The organism is Saccharopolyspora sp. NPDC000995, from assembly GCF_053599315.1.
The window spans coordinates 1-19,417 of sequence record NZ_JBSFLZ010000052.1 but is presented as its reverse complement, the minus strand read 5'-3'; the positions used below and the strand labels follow the sequence as shown (position 1 = coordinate 19,417).

The following is a 19,417-nucleotide window of genomic DNA, read 5'->3' as shown; positions in this document are numbered from 1 at the left end:
CGGTTACCCCCAGGAGAACAGCGGGAGGCGCTGTTCTGGTTCGGGGGGAAACCAATGGACATGACGAGTCCGGCAGCAGGTGGTTTGGTCAACTACGTGCGCACGGTGGCTGGCGACCTGGGCGACGACGTGTACGAGGTGGACGTCGACCTGGAAAGCGGGTTGGCCACGGCCATCATCCTCGTGCACTCCAAGGTACCCACCCTCGTGGACTTCCCGCTCCTGCTCACCTGGGACGAGGTCAGCGGCTGGGCGCTGCGGGTCGAGACCGACGGCCGGGGAGACACCACGGCCATCGAGTTCATGGGCGAGGACATCCTGCCCGACCCCGGCTTGGTGCGGCACTTCCTGCAGGAGGCGATCAGCGGCCGCAACCCGGGCATGCTCCAGCCGCCGTCGTTCCGCATGCCGAACGCTGTCGACGACCTGGAGGACCGGCTCGCGCGCTTCGCAGCCTGACCGGGCCCGCGGGAGGCAGTGGGGAACTCGTGGCGACGTCCGGTCCGCGGCGACCGCGTCAAGCGTGTGTGCGGTGGAAGATCAGGCGGTAGAGCAGCAGGAGGATCAGCGATCCTATGACCGCCCACACGAAGCTCATCACGTTGAAGCCGGTAACTCCCGCGCCACCAGCAAGGCGGGTCGAGATCCATCCGCCGAGCAGCCCACCGACGATCCCGATCACGATGGTCACGATGATTCCGCCGGGGTCGCGGCCCGGGAGGATGAACTTGGCGATCGCTCCGGCGATCAGGCCGAACAAGATCCAGCTCAGAATTCCCATGACGAAATCACTCCCAAGCACGAGTTCAACATCCGACCGAAGTGTTCCCCGCGCCAGCACAGCTCAAAGGTGCGCTCGTCGCCAGGCTGGAATCGGATGAGAAATGTGGACGGTGTTGTCAGTGGGGAAGTTGGGGCGCGGTTGGTAGTGCCGGACGACCGGTGGTCGGCACCCCCGCGTTGGCAGCCTCCGCCGCGTCGGGCACCGCTGGCCGCGAGGTTCCACGGCAAGATGTCGGTCGCTGTGGGCGCCAGGCGCGGCTGGTCTGCACTAGGCGGGGGTTCTCGCAGCTCCGCAGCCGGCTGCATGCCGGTAGGGCAGACAATCCCCGACGATGGTGGCGATGGGCGGGTAGCCGGCCCGGCTGTCCGTTCGGACCGTTCACCGTCGGAATTGAGCCCAGCGGAGGCTCGTAGATCATGGGCCAGGGTTGGCGGCGCCCACCCTGCGGCAGCCACCGAATTCCCGCTGCCCCTACCGCTCAGTCATTCGGGACGGAAGCGCGAGCACGTTTCTGGTTTCTGGCCGCGCCTGCGCGGGTAGGCCGGAAGCGTACTACTGCGACGAGGAATTTCCCGTCATGCGTCGGGAATCGGATGCCGACCGGCGCGGATTGGAAACGGTACAACGCAATTGGGATGATCCAGATGATCCGGGAGGAGAGCGCGGTGCGGACCGACGTCGAGAAATCCGGGGATGTACCGCCGACGGCCAGCAGTTCGGCTCCGGAACCGACCGAGGGCAACGACGATGACGACGTGATCACCCTCGGCTACGACTGAAGAAAATCGCATGGCGAGCAGGGCCGGCCCCTGCCCGTGCTGCCACACCGGCCGCACCGTCTTAAGAGGATCAAGGTTCGATTCCCGGAAGTCGGCCGGCCCACGCACAGCTGGGGGTGTCTAGGCATTGGCGCTGCGTGGTTGAGGTGCTTTCGCGGGCCCTCGATTCCGGGATGGGAGCCATCGGCCCGCCCATGCGTAAGGCGCGGCGCTGCTCGCCTGCACTCGCGAATTCTGACCTCGTCTCAGCCGCGAGCGAACCTACCGCGCCGAGGTGTCCGCCCGGGCTGGCAGCTGCGGCGTTCGGCAACATCATGCGCGCCTTCAGGGCGCCGCAGGCGAATAGCCCGGAGTTGGGGATCCAGTACGACGAGTGCTCCGCTGAACGCTCCCGCTCGGGGCTGGAATGATTCCTGACCGAGCGTTTGGCCACCGCGTCGAGGTCATGAACATCCGCGGGGCTCATCGCTCATCTGCGGTCCGCGTCGCGCGGGCTTGGTCGGCGTGATGGAGCAACTCGACGACTTCGGCATCGGAGATCTGGGTGAAGTCCTGGTACCACTGGCCGATCGCCATGAACCAGCCCGGAGTCTCCAGGCAGACCTGCTCGTCGGTCACTTCCTCAAGTCGTTCCAGCGCCTGCGGCGGAGCCACAGGCACGGCCAGCACCACGCGGGCGGCGCCCTGCTCGCGGGCCACTCGGCAGGCGACATGCGCGGTGGAGCCGGTGGCGATCCCGTCGTCGATGATGATCGCAGTTCTGCCGGTCACGTCCAAACGTCGGCGATCGACGCGGAACAGCCGCGCGCGCCGGTCCAGTTCGATCCGTTCGCGCCGCTGCACTTCGTCCAGTTCCCTCGCGCCGACCCCGGTCTTCCACAGCACCTCGTCGTTGATGATGCGAACGTCGCCTTCCCCGATGGCACCCATGCCGAGCTCGGGATGGGTGGGCACGCCGAGCTTGCGAACCACGATCACGTCCAGCGGCGCGCGCAGCGCCTGTGCCACTTCGAACGCCACCGGCACCCCACCGCGCGGCAATCCGAGAACCACGGCGTCCGCGCCGCGGAAGTGCAACAACTGTTGCGCCAGCCGACGACCGGCGTCCCTCCGGTTCTCAAACGGCACGCGAGCACCCCCTTCAACAGCCCGCGCACCAAGCGTGGCTCGGATGTGAGGTGGCGGAACAGAGGCCATCGGCACTCGGCGTCGGTTCAGCCGCGCGTCGCGTCCGCTCGGGAACCCGTACGTCGACCGTGGTCGAGCACTCGCGAGGTCCTCCGCGGAGATCGCCGAAGGGGTCCGCGGCCTGATCGGCGTGGGCATGCATGCATCATGAGCGCGGTGACGTAGCGGTCGTCCTCAAGGACGTCGGGTGCGGCGGTGGCGCTGCGCGGAGTCGTCCGAGCGCGCCGTTACATCCCGCTCGGGCGACTATCCACGCAGGTAGAGCCGCCGGAGCAGCTTTCCGCGAGCCCGCGGAGACCGCGCTCTCCCGGATAAACTGGTGACATCGAGCGCGTCGATCTCAGGCGAGGTGGCCGAACACGACCAGGTTGTCCTCGTAGCTGCGGCGCGACTTGTCGAAATCCCCGCCGCAAGTGATCAGCCGGATTTCCGGGCGGGGCACGTCGCCGTACACAGCGTCGGTGGGGAACTTGTCCTTCGGGAACCGCTCGATGCGGTCGACCAGGTAGGTGACCTGCGACCCGTCCCGGCGGTCGACCTGGATCCGGTTACCGGCGCGGAGATCGCGCAGCCGGTAGAACACCCCGGCCTCGGTGTAGGAGTCGACGTGGCCCAGCACGACGAACGGGCCGACCTCGCCCGCGCCCGGCCCACCGTCGTACCAACCGGCCTGCCTGGGCGTCTCGATCGGGGGCACTTGGACCGAACCGTCTGCGTTCAGCCCCAGCGGCACGAGGCTCGACGCTACCCGGATGGAAGGGATGGCGATCCCGATCGGATGCGGATCGCCCGGTACCGACGTCGCCGGTAACACCGGTGCGGGGGCCGCGGCCGGCGGCGGTGCGGAATCCGCGCCCGCCGGGCCGAAGACCGCCGCGCCCGTCGCGGACAGCAGCAAGGTGATCCACACGGCTAGAACCGCAGCTCTCACGTTCCACCTCCGTGCTTCCGCTACGGCGAGTTCCGCCTGTAGGCGGGCATTCGTGCGGGATGGTGGTGTGCGCTTCCGGAGCGCACACCACCATCCCAGCTGGATCAGCGCTGCGACTCGGCACGCCGACGTCGGTGCGCGTAAGCGCCACCAGCCGCCAGGGCGACGACCGCCGCGCCGCCTGCTGCCAGCAGCGGGCCGGAGACGCTGGAGTCGTCCTGTGCCGTGGCTCCGCCACCCGCCGGAACGGCGCCGACCGGCTTCTGCACGACCTGCGGCGTGGGCGGGACGGTGGGCATGGCGGCTGTCGGGACGACCTGCGGCTTGGCCGATGTCGGCCTAGCCGACGGCCGCTGTGCTGGCGACTGCGCCGGTGGCACTGCTGCCGGTGGCACCGCTGCCGGTGGCACCGCTGCTGGCGGCACCGCTGCTGGCGGCACCGCTGCCGGTGGTGCAGGCGGAGGCGCGACCTCCTCCGGCGGGCAGTTCTCCACGCACGGAGGAGGGCACTCTTCGAAGTTGCACGGCAGCAGCGGCGGCGGTGGTTGGCAGTCCCCAGGTTTATCGCACTTGTCATCGGCCGTGCGGACCAGCGGTGGTGTCGCCGAATTCACTTCGGCGTTCCCCAGTGGAGCAAGACCGATCGAAGTACCCAACACGAAGGCGGCAATCCCGCCAAGGCGAACAAGCGTTGAGGACACTCGAGCCTCCTTTTGATCAATGCGCGAGAATCCCGCATCCGAGATCATTTTCCCCAAATCGCCTCGCGAGATCCGGAAGGCGACTATTCGTAACGGTAAGCACGGTCTTTCCGGTCGGCAGCCGCAGCGATGCATGATCATACGATCGTGGGGCTGTTGATATGTCCAATTGGGAATACTCCTCACTCAAGGTGAGATCGACACGTTCGCGGCGGCCTCGGGTGTCCCCTGTACGTTGATCGAGGCTGCGAGATCAGGGGGTGCGGTTACAGATCGTCACTATCGGAATGTGTCCAGGCGTGGCGATCGTCCATATAGCTAGATCGATCGCATTTGTGATCTTCTCCGCTTCGGAGATCAATTGTTCAAGATTATTGTAAAATGACGTTGAAAGAAATGATCGACGACGTGATCGAATTATTCGGAGAATTTATCGATCAATTCGTTCGGGGGTCCTCGGGAGTGGCGGGCGAAAGTCCGAAAAGGTGCCCGCAATCGGCTTGCTAGGCCAAGACGCGTCGCCATGTTTCGGCAGTGATCAGGTATCTGCGGTGCGGCCTGCCGTATTCGAAACATTCGCCTTGCGACCGGAATCCAAGCTTGTCGAGCGCGCGTGCCGAGGCGGTGTTGCGGGGATCGACGACCGCCGTCAGCTCCGGCAGGTGAAGTTGGTCGAATGCCGCGGTGAGGCAGAGGTGCCCGGCCTCGGTGGCGAGGCCTTGGCCCCACCACTGGCGCGCCAGCGTGTAGCCGAACTCGGCGCCGACGTCGCGAGCTTCGAACCCGGCGTCGCCGACGAGATGGCCCGTCGAGCGCTCGGTCACTGCCCAGAACGCGTAGCCGTGCATGCGTTGGTGCTGGATGTAGTCGTCGACCATCGCCGCGCTCTCCGCCGCCGAGACCGCATTGCCGTACGCGACGTAGCGCATCACCTCGGGGTCGCCGTAGACCGCGTGGATCGCGGTGCGGTCCTCGGTTCGGAACGGGCGAACCCGCAGGCGAGAGCTCATCAGCGGAAACCGGATGGTCACGAGGTCAACTCTTTCCCGTCTACGTCCCGCTGGGCAAGCCAATAACCGAGCTATAGTGACCAGAGTCGATCCTCTGGTCACTATGAGGAGGTGTGGTCCGAATGCCGCGGCCGCTGATCCCCAACCGGGTGGGCGCGATCCTCGACGCCGCCGAAAGTTTGGTGCTGCGCGACGGTTTCGACGGAGTCACCGTCGAGCGGATCGCTCGCCGAGCGGGGATCGGCAAGGGAGCGATCTACCGCGAATTCGGGAGCAAGCACGAGCTGATGGACGCGCTGCTCGCCCGGTGCACGCGGCGTCTGGTCGACCAGGTCCGCAAACGCATCGTGGAAACGTCGACGCCGGTCGGGTTTAGCGCCGTCTACCGGTTCGGGATCGAGGCCTTGCTCGACGATTCGCTGATGACCGCGGCATTCCTGGACGACGTGGCGGTTCTCGGATCCCACGTGCGCGCCGTCGGGGGTGACCGATGCCGGCAGCGTTTCGCCTGGATCACCGAGTACGTCGAAGCCCTCCACGAAGCCGGATCGTTGGCATCCGACGCCGCCCCGGAAGCGATCTCCATCGCCCTCTCTTCGTTCACCATCGGCCTGCTGTCGGCGAGCTCCGTGCTCGGACCGCTGGCCCGGGACCAGTTCGCGGCGGCGCTGGACGTGGTGATCACCTTAATCGAGCGGGGATTGGAGTCGCTGCCGGATTCGGGCGTGCCCGCCGCGAACGACACCCATCTGCTGCTCCTGGGGCGCATGGCCGAGCAGCTCGAAAACGACCCAGAGCAGCACCCGTGAACGGCTTCGCCGCGTCACCGACCTCGCCGACGGCCCGGTGTGCCTGTACGCCGCGGTGCTGACGAGAACGAACCGCTCGTGCTCCTGCACGGCGCGATGCTCGACACCGTCGAGCTCATCTGGCACGGCGTCTACGCGATCGACCTGTCGCGGCACGGCGGCAGCCAGCCGTGGCAGCGGATGGTCGACAAGGAGCTGTGCGAACTCCGGTTGGGCGAGCTCCTCGACCATCTATCACTCGAACGGGTCGCGCTCGTCGGCCATTCCATGGGAGGTGGTATCGCGACCGGCTACGGTCTCCGGCGTCCGGAACGGGTTTCGTGAGCTTGTCTTTTCTGCAGCGGGATCGTGCGCGCCTACTTCGACGGGCTCGTCGAGTGCGCCCGGGCCGAAGCGGAGCCCAGGGCACGGCATCGCGAGAAGGCGCTCGATGACTGGCAGATCCTCGCCCCTGGGCCGTTCTCGATGCGGCTCGACTTCCTGCCGGAGCTCGGAAGCCTGCCCGTTCCCGGCTTGTGGTTGCGGGGAGCGGACGATCCGCTGGTCGGCGACCGGGAAGCCGGGGAGCGACTGCGGCAGCCCCTCGTGGGCGGTGGGGGTCATCCCCGGTGCCGGGCACCTGCCCGTCGATCGACCTGACGAGTTCCACCGGCTAACCCTCGACTTCCTGACCGAAAGCCGCAAGTAGGAGCAGCTTCGGCCTCGCCGTCAGAGCGGGCTGCTGGTGGTCGCCGCGCCGGTGCGTTGGGGAGCTCGAACCGGAATCATCGCGAGCAGTCCGATCAGCAGGATGAGTACTATCCCAGCCATGCCTGCGCGTTGGGTGCCGAACAGGGCGATGAAGCCGCTGAAAGCCAATGGTCCGAGGAAGCTCACGGCGCGTCCGGTGGTGGCGTAGAGGCCGAACGTTTCGCCTTCCCTCCCCGGTGGCGTGATGCGGGCGAGGAAGGTCCGGCTGGCCGATTCCGTCGGGCCCAGGAAACCCGCCAGAAGCAGCCCGCACACCCAGAAAGCGGCCTTGTCGGGTAGCACCACCAACGAACTTCCCACCACGACCAGGCCGAACAGCGACGTGATGATGATGGGCTTCGGGCCGAACCGGTCGTCCGCACGACCACCCAGGAAAGCGCTGGCGCCGGCGATCAGGTTCGCCGCGATCGCGAAGACCACCACCTCGCCGGGACTGAAACCGAAGGTGCCCGCCGCGATCACACCGCCGAAGGTGAAGATCGCGGCCAGCCCGTCCCGGTAGATCGCGCTGGCCGCCAGGTATCCCAACGTGCTCCGGTCGGTGCGCCACATCCGCGCCAGCCGTTTGCCCAGCACGAGGTACCCGGTCAGGAAGGACCGCTGGACTTGATCCGTAGCCGATGGGGCCTCGGGAACGAAGATGAGCAGTGGTAGCGCGAAGAGCGCGAACCACGTGGCCGCGAACAGCGCGACGACGCGGATGTTGAGCCCGTCCTCGGAGGTCACGCCGAACAGACCGACTTCGGGTTGCACGAACCCGAACAGGACGATCGCCAGCGCAAGGAGACCCCCGAAGTAGCCCATCGCCCAGCCGAATCCCGAGATTCGGCCGATCGTCGCCGGCCTCGAGACCTGGAGCAGCATCGCGTTGTAGTTCACGCCCGCGAACTCCACGAACACGCTGCCGACGGCGACCAGCACCAGGCCCAGCAACAGGAAGGACGCAACGTCCTGGACGAAGTACAGCCCGGCCGTGCTGACCACCACGAGGGCGGTGTGCAGCGCCAGCCATCGCTTGCGCCGTCCGCCGGCATCGCTGCGCTGCCCGGTCACCGGCGCGATCACAGCGATGCATGCTCCGGCGATAGTGAGCGTGACACCGAGCGCTTTGGACCCGGTCTGTGGATCGCTGGCCACCGAGCCTGTCAGGTACACGGTGAACACGAAGGTGAGGATCACGGTGTTGAACGCCGATGATCCCCAGCCCCAAAGCGCCCAGCAGATCACCGAACGCCAGTCCCACCGAGCCGCAGCGACAGGATTCGCAGCAACATCCATCCTGCGATCAGACCAGCCTGCCGCCGCCCGAGCCACTCGAAAGCCCCACGTTGCGGCCGAACTTCGCGGTGGTCGCCGGGTGGTCGAACGGCCGCCGATCGGGCAGATCGGGCGGCAATCGCGGCTTCACGGAGCCGCCTTAGCCGTCGGCGCGATCGGGGAATGCCCGTGCTTCGTTCTGCCGGTTCGCCCGGGTGCCTCGACGGTCGGGCCACCGCGGCACCTGGCGTTCACCCCTTGACGCAGACGACCTGCTTCAGGTGGGTCACCACCTCGACAAGGTCGGTTTGCGCGGCGATCACCGAATCGATGTCCTTGTAAGCGGCCGGGATCTCGTCGACCACGCCGGCATCCTTGCGGCACTCCACGCCGGCCGTTTGCGCCTCCAGGTCAGCGGCTGTGAAGGTCTTGCGGGCCTTGTTCCGCGACATTCGCCGACCCGCGCCGTGCGAGGCGGACTGAAACGACCGATCGTTGCCGAGGCCGCGCACGATGTATGACCCGGTGCCCATGCTGCCCGGGATGATGCCGAGATCACCCGCGCCCGCCCGGATCGCGCCCTTGCGGGTGACGAGCACCTCGACCCCGTCGTAGCTCTCCTCGGCCACGTAGTTGTGGTGGCACGAGATCGGCGTGTCGAACCTGGTCTCCGGCACCGTTTCGGCTAGCGCCCGCTGCACGAGGGCCAGCATCGTGGCGCGGTTGCGCGCCGCGTAGTCCTGCGCCCAGAACAGGTCCCGGCGGTAGGCCTGCATCTCCGGCGTGCCCGCTACGAACACCGCGAGGTCCGGGTCCGGCAGGTCCGCGTTGTGCGGGAGGTGCCGCGCGATGTCGATGTGTCGCTTCGCCAGCTCGTTGCCGATCCCGCGCGAACCGGAGTGCAACATCAGCCACACGCGGTCGGCTTCCGGGCCGCCCTGCTCCAGGCAGACCTCGATGAAGTGGTTGCCGCCGCCGAGGCTGCCGATCTGCGCCCGCGCCCGGTCCTGGAGGTTCTGCACGCCCGGGTGCAGTTCCCCGAAGACGGACCAGAAATCCTGCCAGCCGCCCAGCCCGGGTATGCGCGACGGGTTAACAGGGGTGCGGTGCATGGCGAAGCCGACCGGCACGGCCGATTCGATCCGGCCCCGCAGCACACGCAGGTCGTCCGGCAGGTCGGCAGCGGTCAGGGACGTTCGCACGGCGCTCATCCCGCACCCGATGTCGACGCCGACCGCCGCCGGGGACACGGCGTTGCGCATGGCGATCACGCTGCCGACGGTGGCGCCCTTGCCATAGTGCACGTCCGGCATAACGGCCAGCCCGTGCACCCATGGCAGGTTGGCGACGTTGTGCAATTGGCGCATGGCGGCGTCTTCGATCGACTGAGGGTCAGCCCACATCCGGATCGGTACCCTTGCGCCTTCAACTGCCGCGTACATCGTTTTTCCTGCCTCCCGGTGACTTGAGGCAGCAATGATCTACGGATTTTCCGCGCCACGCCACCGAATTTATTCAAATTCTAGGTTCTCGGCCGCCAAGACCACGTTGGACGGTTGCGATCCGTTGCACGTCACCAGCGCGCAAAAACGTCCTGCGCTGGATCCGCCGTGGCCCGGGCAACGCCGGGCCGCCCCCGGAGGTAATCCACCGGTGAGCAGCTCGAACGAGTTGGCGACGGTGGCAGTCCGAGGTCGCGGAGGTGACGCGAACCGGTCGGCCCCGCGACACCGGGTCATAACCGCAGCGTCGTCAAATCGACGTAACCTCTCTGCATGACACGCAGGATCGACTACCGGAGCACCTACGAGCGGCCCACCGCTCGGGTGTTCGCAGCGCTGACGGACCCCGACTCCATCCGCGAGCGGCTGCGAGTGCTCGGCGGCGACAACGAACTGGTCGAGCACGAGGCGACCGCAACCGGCGCGCGGTTCCGGATCCGGCAGGGCGTGCGCGCCGAGGCGATCCCCTCGGTGGCGCGCGCAGTCGTCGGCGGGGACCTCTCGATCGACCGTAGCGAGATCTGGCGTCGTGAGGCCGATGGTGGTTATGCGGGCGAAGTGACGGCGGGTGCGTTGGCCGTGCCGCAGGCGATCACGGCTTCGCAGCGGCTCCGGGATCTCCCGCCGACGGGGTGCGAGTTCGTAGTAGCGGGCGATGTGAAGGTGGGCATCCCGCTGCTCGGCGGCAAACTGGAAGACCTCTTCGCGGGTGAGGTGCACAGCCTTCTGGCGGCCGAGCACGAATTCACGGTCGACTGGTTGTCCCGGCACGGCTGACAAACGGGCTCTGCTTCCGCGGTCGGCCAATGGCGCGTCGGCGCGAGGCATCTCCCCGGCTGAACGGGTCGAGTTCTCCCAGTTCAAGGTCGTGCAAGCGATTCGGGTCCTTGACCGGGTGCGACCGCGGGCCCCAGAGACTGTTGGGTGACTGTACGACACTGAGCGTGGCGTGATGTTGATCGCGGCCAGCGTGTCGAGATGCAAAGAGATCATCCCCGCCGTGATCTTGTTGTGTGTGCAACTGCGATATCGGCGGGGTTGATCGCCGCCCATGCTGTCCGTCCAGTCTGGCCGATGAGGTGTGGGCCGTCCTGGAACCGTTGATTCCGGTACGGGACCGCCGAAAGGGCGGTATGGCAAGGAAGTAAGACGATCGACTGGTACTGAGCGGGATCTTCTACGTGCTGCGTTCGGGTCGTCAGTGGCGGATGATTCACCGCGATCTTGCCCTGGGACGCGGCCTGTAGCTGGTTTCGGGACTGGAGTGCCGACGGCACGATCGACCGTGTCCACGACGCGCTGCGCGATCAGGTTCGGCACCAGGCCGGACGCACGGCGGACCCGTCGGCGGCCGTGCTCGACGCCCAGTCCATCAAAGCAGTGAGGGCGGCGAAGCGCGCGGGCTCGATATTCTCGGGTCAGCGCCCCGAATCCACCGGCCGGTCGGCGAAGATCCCTTCGAGCATCCCGGTGGCCTGGCCGACCTCGATCAGGTAACCGTCGGGATCGCGCATGTAGCAACGGATCTCGGCCTTGCGGTCGATGGGTTCGGTGAGGAACTCGGCGCCCTTCCGGCGCGCCTCGGAGTGGAAGGTGGCGATGTCGGCCACGCGCACGTTCATGAAGGCCGACAGCGTGGTGGGCCGATCCGGGGGCTCCAGGACTACGTCGGGCTTGTCGGGAGTAGGACCACCGCCAGGGTTCATGATGATCCACGAGTTGGCGACCTTGACGATCGCCGGGTTCTCCTCCAGTACGACCTGCCCGCCGAAGATGTCGGCGTAGAACTCCCGTGACCGGGCGACGTCGCGCACGGTGAGGAAATGCGTGATGACGAGGCCTTCCTCGGGTGTCGGCCAGTCCTCTCGAAGCATGAGTCTCCTTTCGCGGTACCGATCGGTACCTGAATCGGCATTCGGCTCCGCGAGCGGTGGGTGGACCCCGACCAACAATGGAACACCCGGTTGGCGGCGGACGCAGCGCGACCGCCGCCGATGCCTTCCCGCTTCGGGATTCACGCACTCCCAGGTCCAGGCGCCATTTTCGCCTAGTAACGAAGTCGTCTCGATCGACGGCGTCGAAGTCGAAGGTGAGACCTGGCTGTTCCAGTCGTGCGTCGTCGACGGCGAACCGCACGTCGCGGCGGGCCGGTACCGCGACCTGATCCGGCGCCGACCGGACGGCTCGTGGCTGTTCGTCGAGCGCGAGGTCTCTTTCTTCTTCTGGTGCCGATGAACTCCGGTTGGGCACCGCCCGGATGAAAGGGCCACCAATGTCTGAAGTGGACAGTTAGCCGATTGTTGCGGGCAGGTCGGCTCGCGGTCTACTTCGGCACCGGCCCGGGGCTCCTCGGCCGTGCGGCGATCCGGAAACCCGGTAGCCCGGTCCTGAGCCCTGTTGCTACGGTGGAGTGAAGTGCGAGTGAAGGAGTCCAGACGTGATTGGCGACGACGACATCTCCGGGTGATACCCGAACGTGATCTGTCACCGGCAGGCGCTCGTGCGCGCCGCCGTCGTGGCCATGCCGTCGTTCCAAAGTTCTCCGCCCGGTCGCCTCGGTGCGCCCGCATCACCCACGAGGGTTCTCACACATGTCCGATGCGTTCATCACCTGCTTCAACCTGTCCTTCTCCTGGCCGGACGACACGCCGGTCTTCCAGGACCTCTCCTTCACCGTCGGCGGCGGCCGTACCGGCCTCGTGGCCCCGAACGGCGCGGGCAAGAGCACGCTGCTGAAGCTGATCGCCGGCGAGTACCGGCCCGCCGGCGGTTCCACGTCCGTCGAAGGGGTGCTCGGCTACCTCCCGCAGAGCTTGCCCCTGGACGGCGATCCGACCGTGGCCGAGCTCCTGGGCATCGCGCCGGTGCTCCGGGCCCTCGCTGCCATCGAGTCCGGGGATGCGAGCGAGGAGAACTTCGCCGCGGTCGGCAACGACTGGGACATCGAGGAACGCACCCGCGCTCAGCTGGAACGGCTTGGCCTCGGGGGCGTCTCCTTGACCCGGCGCCTGCCGACCCTCAGCGGCGGCCAGGTCGTCTCCCTCGGCCTGGCGGCACAGCTGCTGAAGCGGCCCGACGTGCTGCTACTCGACGAACCGACCAACAACCTCGACGTCGACGCGCGCCGCAAGCTCTACGGCTTGCTCGAAGACTGGCAGGGCTGCCTGCTGCTGGTCAGCCACGACCGGACGCTGCTCGACCGCATGGACCGCATCGCCGAACTGGACCAGGGCGAGATCCGGTACTTCGGCGGGAACTTCACGGTGTACGAGGAGAGCGTGCGAGCCGAGCGGGAGGTCGCGGAAAAGAACATCCGCACCGCTGAGCAAGAGGTCAAGCGCGAGAAGCGGGAGATGCAGCAGGCCCGCGAGCGGACGCAGCGCCGGGCCAGCAACGCCGCCCGCAACATCGACAGCGCCGGGCTGCCGAAGATCCTCGCCGGGGCGCGGAAGCGACGCGCCCAGGAATCGGCGGGGAAGGCCGACGAGACGCACGCCGCGCGGCTCAACGACGCCAAGGCGCGGCTCGACGAGGCTGAACGTGCGTTGCGCGATGAGCAGCTGATCGCGCTGCAGCTGCCCGGGACCAACATTCCGGCCGGGCGCACGGTCTTCCTCGGCGAAGGGATGCGGGTTCGCCGCGGTGAGCGAGACCTCTTCGCTGGCGAAGGCGTCGACCTGGCGATCCGGGGGCCCGAGCGGGTCGCGCTGACCGGGCTCAACGGCGCCGGGAAGTCCACGTTGCTGCGCGTGATCAACGGCGATCTGGAGGGTGGCAGAACGAAACGCGCCGATGGTCGGATCGCCTACCTCTCGCAACGGCTGGACCTGCTGGACCTCGACCGCACGGTGCTGGAGAACCTGGTCGCCTCCGCGCCGGAAATGCCGGAGTCGCAGCGGATGCACTTGCTCGCTCGATTCCTCTTCCGCGGCACGCGCGTGCACCTCCCGGTCGGGGTGCTCTCCGGCGGCGAGCGGCTGCGCGCGACCCTGGCCTGCGTACTGTTCGCCGAACCGGCCCCCCAACTTCTGCTGCTCGACGAACCAACCAACAACCTCGACCTGGTGAGCGTTGGGCAGCTCGAAAGTGCGCTCAACGCCTACGAAGGCGCGTTCGTGGTGGTGAGTCACGACGAGCGGTTCCTCGCGAACATCGGCGTGAACCGCTGGCTGCGCCTCGCCGACGGAAGCCTTGTAGAAACTGGTGCACCAGCCTGAAACGGGTGCTGGCAACGCCGGCCGTGAATCTTTTGGGCCCGAAGTGCACGCACGGCCAGAGCTGCCAGGCCCCCGCACCGATGCGGTTGGCGAACTCCTTAAGGTCGCCGGGCTCTCGGTCGAGCGCGTGCTGCACGCCGTCGGAGACGTGGCGCCGGTCTAAGCTCTGCCGGATCGGTTCCACCGCGTCGGCGCAGCCCGTTGATAGGTAGGGGGCCGGTCAGTGCTGAGAGGAAATCTCCCGGGGACAGCTGGACTTAGCGGATCTCTCGGCGGGTGACCCCGGAGATCTCGGCGACCGCTTCGGCGAGGGGCCCGGCTCGGTGGCCCGACAGCTTCCGCGCGGGTACGCACCGCGGGTGAAACTTAGGCCGAAAAGATCTTGTGGTGATCGGGTTGGGCGTTGTCTCATGGGCCTCATGCGCAGGACGGGCGCTGTCGCGCTGATCGCGGCACTCGCCGCAGGATCGTTGATGTTGGGCAACTCCAGGGCCATCGGGCGGGAGTCCGCGTCCACGGTCGGGATCGACCTCGACACGGTGACGATTGGGGAGCTCCAAGACCGGATGTCGAGCGGGTTGCTGACCTCGTCGGCGCTGACCGCCGCCTACCTGGGGCGGATCCGCGCCGTCGACGCCAAGATCAACGCGGTGCTGCGCACCGATCCGACGGCGATGCTCCAGGCGGCCGCGAGCGACGTCCGGCACCGCAGGGGCCCCACCCTCGGGCCGCTCGACGGAATTCCCGTTCTGCTCAAGGACAACGTGAACACCCGGGACCTGCCGACGACGGCCGGGTCGTTGGCGCTGGCGGGGAGGCCGCCGCGCTCGGACGCCGCTGTGGTGACCCGGCTGCGGGAGGCGGGCGCGGTCATCCTCGGGAAGACGAACCTGTCCGAATGGGCGAACTTCCGCGCGGAGAAGCCCACTTCCGGCTGGTCGGCGGTCGGCGGGCAGACCCGCAACCCGTACGTACTGGACCGCAATCCGTGCGGTTCGTCGTCGGGTTCCGCCGCCGCGCTCGCCGCGTCGCTGGCGCAGGTGGCGATCGGCACCGAAACCGACGGCTCCATCGTGTGCCCAGCCGGGATGAACGGGGTGGTCGGCCACAAGCCGAGCCTCGGCCTCGTCAGCCAGGAAGGTGTGGTGCCGATCTCGGCGGAGCAGGACACCGCGGGCCCGATGGCGCGCAACGTGATCGACACTGCGCTGACCCTGGCGGTGCTGCAGGGAGCGGACACCGACGCTGCGTTCTCACCGCCGAGCGACCTGCGCGGCAAGCGGATCGGCCTGTGGCGGCTTCCGGTGCTGGGACAGGAGGTCGACGCCGTGATGACCTATGCGGAGGAGAGGCTCCGCGCCGCTGGAGCCGAGGTGGTGGAGGTGACCCCGCCCTACCAAGACCGGCTCGGCGTGCTGGAGTTCCCCGCGCTGCTGAGCGAGTTTCACCGCGACATTGACGCCTATCTCGCCACCCGCGAGGGCCCCCGGGATCTCGTCGAGTTGATCGAGTTCAACCGCCGGACGCCAGCGGAGCAGACCTGCTTCGCCGGCCAGGAGCTCTTCGAGCGGGCGCTCGCCGCACCGCCGACGACCGATCCGCAATACCAGGCGATACGCGCCGAGCTGGCGGATCTCTCCCGCCGTTCTCTCGACGAGACCATGGCCGCGCACCATTTGGACGCCATTGCTTCGCCGACGAACCCACCGGCGTGGACCACGGACTGCGAGCGCGGTGACGACGACGTCATCCCGTCCTCGACCCCGGCGGCGGTGGCGGGCTACCCGTCGGTGTCGGTGCCCGCCGGCTCCGTCGGCGAGCTGCCGATCGGGTTGCTGCTCATGGCGGGCTACCGGCAGGACGCCGAGCTGCTGTCGCTCGCGGCGGTCGCCGAGCGCGAGCTCAACGCCTGGCGGGCGCCGCGCTACCTGCCGACCGTGGGGCCCGACCCCACTCCCTGACGCGCTCGGTCACGAGCCCAACAGCAGCCCCAGTTGTCACTTCCGAAGCACACGTCGCCGCCTGTCGTCCGATCCGGTAGCGGTGTCGGCCCGGGTGCCTCCGGACACCGGGCGGGATCGCATTTCCGGCGTTATGGTGCGCAAGTCCGTGGTGCGTCGCATCGCGTGCTTGGGGGAATCGAATGCTGGTTCGTCATGCGCCGCCAGGTCGTCGAGATGCCCAGTGGACGCGTACGTCCGTGCGTTCGCGGGCAGATTGCCCGAACGCGCATTCGAGTCGGCGTTTCACCTGGAAAGGAATTGATCGTCGTGACCGACGTCGCAGAGTTCGCGCTGTCCAGGCTCGCAACGGTGGTCCGGATCGAAAAGCCCTGGGGCCACGAGGATATCTTCGCCGTCGTGGAGGGCCGATACGTCGGCAAGGTGCTGCACATCCGCGCAGGTGAGGCGCTTTCGCTGCAGTACCACGAGAAGAAGGAGGAGACGGTCGCCGTCCAGTCGGGCTTCGCGCTGCTCGACCTCGGGTCCAGCCGGGCGTCGCTGGTCCGGATGGAGCTGGGCCCCGGCCAGACGGCGAGCATCCCGTCCGGGGTCGTGCACCGGATCATCGCCGTGTCCGACGTGGTCCTGCTGGAAGCCTCAACCGCGGATCCGGGGTGGCAGGCGGACGTCGTCCGCCTGGAAGACCGCTACGGCCGCGCCGTAACCGCATAGCCTGCAGCGGTCAGGCCGGCACTTCGCAGCGGTTTGCTGCCCAGAGGGTGTGGAAAGAGCCTTCGCGGTCGGTGCGGCGGTAGGTGTGGGCACCGAAGTAGTCGCGTTGGCCTTGGGTGAGCGCGGCCGGGAGCCGATCCGCGCGCAGGGCGTCGTAGTAGGCGAGAGCCGCCGCGAATCCGGGTGTTGGCACGCCCTGGGTGGTGGCGGCGACCAGTACCGCCCGCCAGTCGTCCTGTGCGGCGGTGATTTCCTGCGCGAACGTCCGGTCGGAGAGCAGGCTCGGCAGGTCGGGGCGCGAATCGTAGGCGGCGCGAATGCGGTCGAGGAACGCGGCGCGGATGATGCAGCCACCGCGCCAGATCGAGGCGATCGCACCCAGGTCGATGTTCCAGTCGTATTCTGTGCTTCCTGCGGCGATCTGGTGGAAGCCCTGCGTGTAGGACACGATCTTGGACGCGTACAGCGCCTGCTCGACCTGGTCGGCGAACGCGGTCGCCTCGGAGCTGCCCAGCGGTTTCGCCGCGGGGCCCGCGAGCCAGCGGGAGGCTTCGCGCAGCGCGGTGTGGCCGGACAGGGAGTGGGTGAAGACCGCTTCGGCGATGCCCGGCACCGGCACGCCCAGTTCGAGCGCGAGCTGCACGGTCCAGCGTCCGGTGCCCTTCTGCTCCGCCTGGTCGGCGACCACGTCCACGAACGGCCTGCCAGTCGCGGCGTCCACATGGGACAGGACTTCGGCGGTGATCTCGATCAGGTACGAGTCGAGGCGGCCGGTGTTCCAGGTGCGGAAGACGTCGGCGATCTGGGCGGGGGAGAATCCAGCGACATCGCGCAGCAGTTGGTAGGCCTCACCGATCAGCTGCATGTCCGCGTATTCGATGCCGTTGTGCACCATCTTCACGAAATGGCCCGCCCCGTCGGGGCCGATGTGCGTCACGCAGGGTGCGCCGTCGGCGGCCTTCGCGGCGATCTTCTCCAGCATTGGTCCGAGGGAGTTGTAGGACTGTGTGGATCCGCCGGGCATGATGCTGGGCCCGTGCAGCGCGCCTTCTTCGCCGCCGGAGATGCCGGTGCCGACGAAGTGAATGTCGCGCTCGCGCAGTTCGCGCTCCCGGCGCCGGGTGTCGGCGAAGTGCGCGTTGCCGCCGTCGATGATCATGTCGCCCGGTTCCAGCAGGGGCGCGAATTCCTGGATGACGGCGTCGGTGGGATCACCGGCCTTGACCATGATCATGAGGCGGCGGGGGCGTTCCAGCGCGGAAACGAAATCGGCCGGGGTTTCGGTCGCGACGAAGTCGCCTTCGTCGCCGAATTCGTCCATGAGGGCGTGGGTCTTCGCCGCGGTGCGGTTGTGCACGGCGACCGCGTAGCCGTTGCGCGCGAAGTTGCGGGCGAGGTTGCGCCCCATGACGGCGAGCCCGGTGATGCCGATCTGCGCTGAAGCGCTCATGCGGATAGCTCCTGTCGGTTACGCCGTCGACGCGGCGCGGGTGTGGTGACCCCAATTCTCGAACAGCAGCCGACCCGGCGCAGGGTTCTCGACCGGGTGCTTCGCCGGGACGCCCGCTTGCGAGTTCAGCTGCCGGAAAAGGATTTCCGGATCTTGCGGTCACAGGCGGAGTTCTGGCGAACATCTCCAGGCGGCGTCCGTGGTAGGCGACGTCTTCCGAGTCGTGGACGGTTCCCTGTTGCTCCTGCTGCCGCAAGGGTGCGGCCTCGCGGCGCGACGGTGCCGCAGGGGCGCCGCACGGATGAGGCCGAGTGGTGCAACGCCCTTGCCGTGCACGCTTCGGTCAAGGTCCCGGAGTCAATTGCCCCATTCACGATCGCTGGTGGACGCACGGTTCGTCGACGGCTAATGCGGCGGATTCCGCGCCGCCGTGCAGCCGAACAGGTGTGCCTGCGAGATCCAGCCTCCACGCGGTGCCGAGAGCGCGGCATGCGCAGGCACCACGGTCGGTCCACGCCAGCCGCGACTATGGCTCCTCGCCCGCTGTAACCAGAGATTCCTGTTGCGAGATCACGCGGTTCAGGTGCTCGCGCGAACTCCAGCGCGCTGCCTCCGCGTCGCCGGCCGTGATGGCTTGGAGGATGGCGCGGTGCTCGGCGAACGTCCTCGGGAGGCCCGCGAAGTAGGCGCGTTCGTTCTGCTCCAGGATGCGCCCGCCTCCCGGATCACCGTCCGGCTGACCTCGTATATTGACGGCCTGTCCTCATACAATCGTGGGTGAAGGCCAAACCCCGTCGGGGATGGGCGTTCAGAAGCCGAAGGTGGTGACCTGGGGGACGGTGCCGGCGCGCAGGTGCTGGAGGATGTACTGCTCGTGTGGGACGGTCGGACTCGGCGGCGTGTCCAGCGGAAACCACCGCAGATCGGCCGTCTTCTCGGGCTCGGCCCGCCTGGGCTGACCGGTCCAGCGGTGGCATTCGAAAAAGAAGTCCACCCGCTCGTTGATCGCCCGGCGGTCGCCATGCGTTCGGTGCATGACCGACAGCGGTACGAGGTCTTCGGCTGAGATGTCGATCCCGAGTTCCTCGGTGGCTTCCCGGCGCGCGGCGTCGATGACAGATTCACCGGATTCGACGTGGCCCGCTGCGGCCATGGCCCAATGCCCGTCCATGTATCCGGTGTTGCGGCGCAGCTGCAGCAGAACCTCCTCGCGGGCGTCCGACCTGCGAAGCGCGATGTAAACGGAAGGAACGACCTGAAACCGATCAACCATTGGTAGTCAGGGGCGCGGTGTCCCGAAGGACCCGGTTCCCCATCCCCCTTTCAATCCGTACGTGCGGTTTTCCCGCATACGGCTTACCGAT

At 67.6% G+C, this 19,417-nt stretch carries 21 protein-coding genes; 9 read left to right on the top strand and 12 right to left on the bottom strand.

What is annotated here, in order from left to right; genetic code table 11:
• The first annotated feature begins 60 nt into the window (after positions 1-60).
• Entirely contained in the window at positions 61-459 is a 399-nt protein-coding gene (locus tag ACWDKQ_RS18515; RefSeq protein WP_450139966.1) for a DUF6292 family protein, read from the top strand.
• A gap of 58 nt (positions 460-517) precedes the next feature.
• Here ACWDKQ_RS18515 and ACWDKQ_RS18510 read toward each other — a convergent pair whose 3' ends face one another.
• Entirely contained in the window at positions 518-781 is a 264-nt protein-coding gene (locus ACWDKQ_RS18510; protein WP_450139965.1) for a GlsB/YeaQ/YmgE family stress response membrane protein, read from the bottom strand.
• Between the two features lie 638 nt (positions 782-1,419).
• On the opposite strand from ACWDKQ_RS18510, the gene ACWDKQ_RS18505 reads away from it, so the two are divergent.
• The gene (locus ACWDKQ_RS18505) at positions 1,420-1,563 is read left to right on the top strand and encodes a hypothetical protein (protein ID WP_190813173.1); all 144 of its coding nucleotides are present in this window, start codon (positions 1,420-1,422) and stop codon (positions 1,561-1,563) included.
• A gap of 462 nt (positions 1,564-2,025) precedes the next feature.
• Here the strand turns inward: ACWDKQ_RS18505 and ACWDKQ_RS18500 are convergent, their stop codons facing one another.
• From ACWDKQ_RS18500 to ACWDKQ_RS18485, 4 genes are all read right to left on the bottom strand, one after another.
• The gene (locus ACWDKQ_RS18500) at positions 2,026-2,691 is read right to left on the bottom strand and encodes a phosphoribosyltransferase (protein ID WP_450139964.1); all 666 of its coding nucleotides are present in this window, start codon (positions 2,689-2,691) and stop codon (positions 2,026-2,028) included.
• A 400-nt stretch (positions 2,692-3,091) separates the two neighbouring features.
• On the bottom strand, positions 3,092-3,682 hold the full coding sequence (locus tag ACWDKQ_RS18495) for a class F sortase (RefSeq protein WP_450139963.1): 591 nt from the start codon (positions 3,680-3,682) through the stop codon (positions 3,092-3,094).
• Between the two features lie 104 nt (positions 3,683-3,786).
• Positions 3,787-4,383, bottom strand: coding sequence for a hypothetical protein (locus tag ACWDKQ_RS18490; protein WP_450139962.1), 597 nt, complete (start codon positions 4,381-4,383; stop codon positions 3,787-3,789).
• A 503-nt stretch (positions 4,384-4,886) separates the two neighbouring features.
• A complete protein-coding gene (locus ACWDKQ_RS18485) occupies positions 4,887-5,414 on the bottom strand; it encodes a GNAT family N-acetyltransferase (RefSeq protein WP_450139961.1) in 528 nt (175 codons plus the stop codon).
• Between the two features lie 101 nt (positions 5,415-5,515).
• Between ACWDKQ_RS18485 and ACWDKQ_RS18480 the strand changes: the two genes are divergently transcribed.
• The 3 genes from ACWDKQ_RS18480 to ACWDKQ_RS18470 all read left to right on the top strand — a co-directional run bounded on the left by ACWDKQ_RS18480 (position 5,516) and on the right by ACWDKQ_RS18470 (position 6,841).
• Entirely contained in the window at positions 5,516-6,202 is a 687-nt protein-coding gene (locus ACWDKQ_RS18480; protein WP_450139960.1) for a TetR/AcrR family transcriptional regulator, read from the top strand.
• A 78-nt stretch (positions 6,203-6,280) separates the two neighbouring features.
• The gene (locus ACWDKQ_RS18475; RefSeq protein WP_450139959.1) at positions 6,281-6,526 is read left to right on the top strand and encodes an alpha/beta fold hydrolase; all 246 of its coding nucleotides are present in this window, start codon (positions 6,281-6,283) and stop codon (positions 6,524-6,526) included.
• Between the two features lie 24 nt (positions 6,527-6,550).
• On the top strand, positions 6,551-6,841 hold the full coding sequence (locus ACWDKQ_RS18470; RefSeq protein ID WP_450139958.1) for a hypothetical protein: 291 nt from the start codon (positions 6,551-6,553) through the stop codon (positions 6,839-6,841).
• A gap of 69 nt (positions 6,842-6,910) precedes the next feature.
• Here the strand turns inward: ACWDKQ_RS18470 and ACWDKQ_RS18465 are convergent, their stop codons facing one another.
• The 3 genes from ACWDKQ_RS18465 to ACWDKQ_RS18455 all read right to left on the bottom strand — a co-directional run bounded on the left by ACWDKQ_RS18465 (position 6,911) and on the right by ACWDKQ_RS18455 (position 9,651).
• Positions 6,911-8,230, bottom strand: coding sequence for an MFS transporter (locus ACWDKQ_RS18465; protein ID WP_450139957.1), 1,320 nt, complete (start codon positions 8,228-8,230; stop codon positions 6,911-6,913).
• A 7-nt stretch (positions 8,231-8,237) separates the two neighbouring features.
• Entirely contained in the window at positions 8,238-8,360 is a 123-nt protein-coding gene (locus ACWDKQ_RS18460) for a hypothetical protein (RefSeq protein ID WP_450139956.1), read from the bottom strand.
• Positions 8,361-8,460: 100 nt separating this feature from the next.
• Entirely contained in the window at positions 8,461-9,651 is a 1,191-nt protein-coding gene (locus tag ACWDKQ_RS18455; protein ID WP_450139955.1) for an RtcB family protein, read from the bottom strand.
• Between the two features lie 333 nt (positions 9,652-9,984).
• Between ACWDKQ_RS18455 and ACWDKQ_RS18450 the strand changes: the two genes are divergently transcribed.
• On the top strand, positions 9,985-10,488 hold the full coding sequence (locus ACWDKQ_RS18450; protein WP_450139954.1) for a DUF2505 domain-containing protein: 504 nt from the start codon (positions 9,985-9,987) through the stop codon (positions 10,486-10,488).
• A gap of 641 nt (positions 10,489-11,129) precedes the next feature.
• On the opposite strand, the gene ACWDKQ_RS18445 is transcribed toward ACWDKQ_RS18450, so the two are convergent.
• Positions 11,130-11,585, bottom strand: a complete 456-nt coding sequence (locus tag ACWDKQ_RS18445; RefSeq protein WP_450139953.1) for a VOC family protein — start codon at positions 11,583-11,585, stop codon at positions 11,130-11,132.
• Positions 11,586-12,302: 717 nt separating this feature from the next.
• Between ACWDKQ_RS18445 and abc-f the strand changes: the two genes are divergently transcribed.
• The 3 genes from abc-f to ACWDKQ_RS18430 all read left to right on the top strand — a co-directional run bounded on the left by abc-f (position 12,303) and on the right by ACWDKQ_RS18430 (position 16,603).
• The gene (gene abc-f, locus ACWDKQ_RS18440; RefSeq protein ID WP_450139952.1) at positions 12,303-13,928 is read left to right on the top strand and encodes a ribosomal protection-like ABC-F family protein; all 1,626 of its coding nucleotides are present in this window, start codon (positions 12,303-12,305) and stop codon (positions 13,926-13,928) included.
• 419 nt (positions 13,929-14,347) lie between these two features.
• Positions 14,348-15,889 (top strand): amidase family protein, encoded by a 1,542-nt coding sequence (locus tag ACWDKQ_RS18435; RefSeq protein WP_450139951.1) that lies wholly within the window; start codon positions 14,348-14,350, stop codon positions 15,887-15,889.
• A gap of 309 nt (positions 15,890-16,198) precedes the next feature.
• Complete coding sequence (locus ACWDKQ_RS18430; protein ID WP_450139950.1) at positions 16,199-16,603, top strand: cupin domain-containing protein; 405 nt, start codon at positions 16,199-16,201, stop codon at positions 16,601-16,603.
• Positions 16,604-16,613: 10 nt separating this feature from the next.
• Here ACWDKQ_RS18430 and gndA read toward each other — a convergent pair whose 3' ends face one another.
• The 3 genes from gndA to ACWDKQ_RS18415 all read right to left on the bottom strand — a co-directional run bounded on the left by gndA (position 16,614) and on the right by ACWDKQ_RS18415 (position 19,326).
• Positions 16,614-18,053 (bottom strand): NADP-dependent phosphogluconate dehydrogenase, encoded by a 1,440-nt coding sequence (gene gndA / locus ACWDKQ_RS18425; protein ID WP_450139949.1) that lies wholly within the window; start codon positions 18,051-18,053, stop codon positions 16,614-16,616.
• A gap of 526 nt (positions 18,054-18,579) precedes the next feature.
• Positions 18,580-18,759: an FCD domain-containing protein gene (locus ACWDKQ_RS18420; protein ID WP_450139980.1), complete on the bottom strand. Its 180-nt coding sequence runs from the start codon at positions 18,757-18,759 to the stop codon at positions 18,580-18,582.
• A 102-nt stretch (positions 18,760-18,861) separates the two neighbouring features.
• Positions 18,862-19,326 (bottom strand): NUDIX hydrolase, encoded by a 465-nt coding sequence (locus ACWDKQ_RS18415; protein WP_450139948.1) that lies wholly within the window; start codon positions 19,324-19,326, stop codon positions 18,862-18,864.
• Positions 19,327-19,417: the final 91 nt, after the last annotated feature.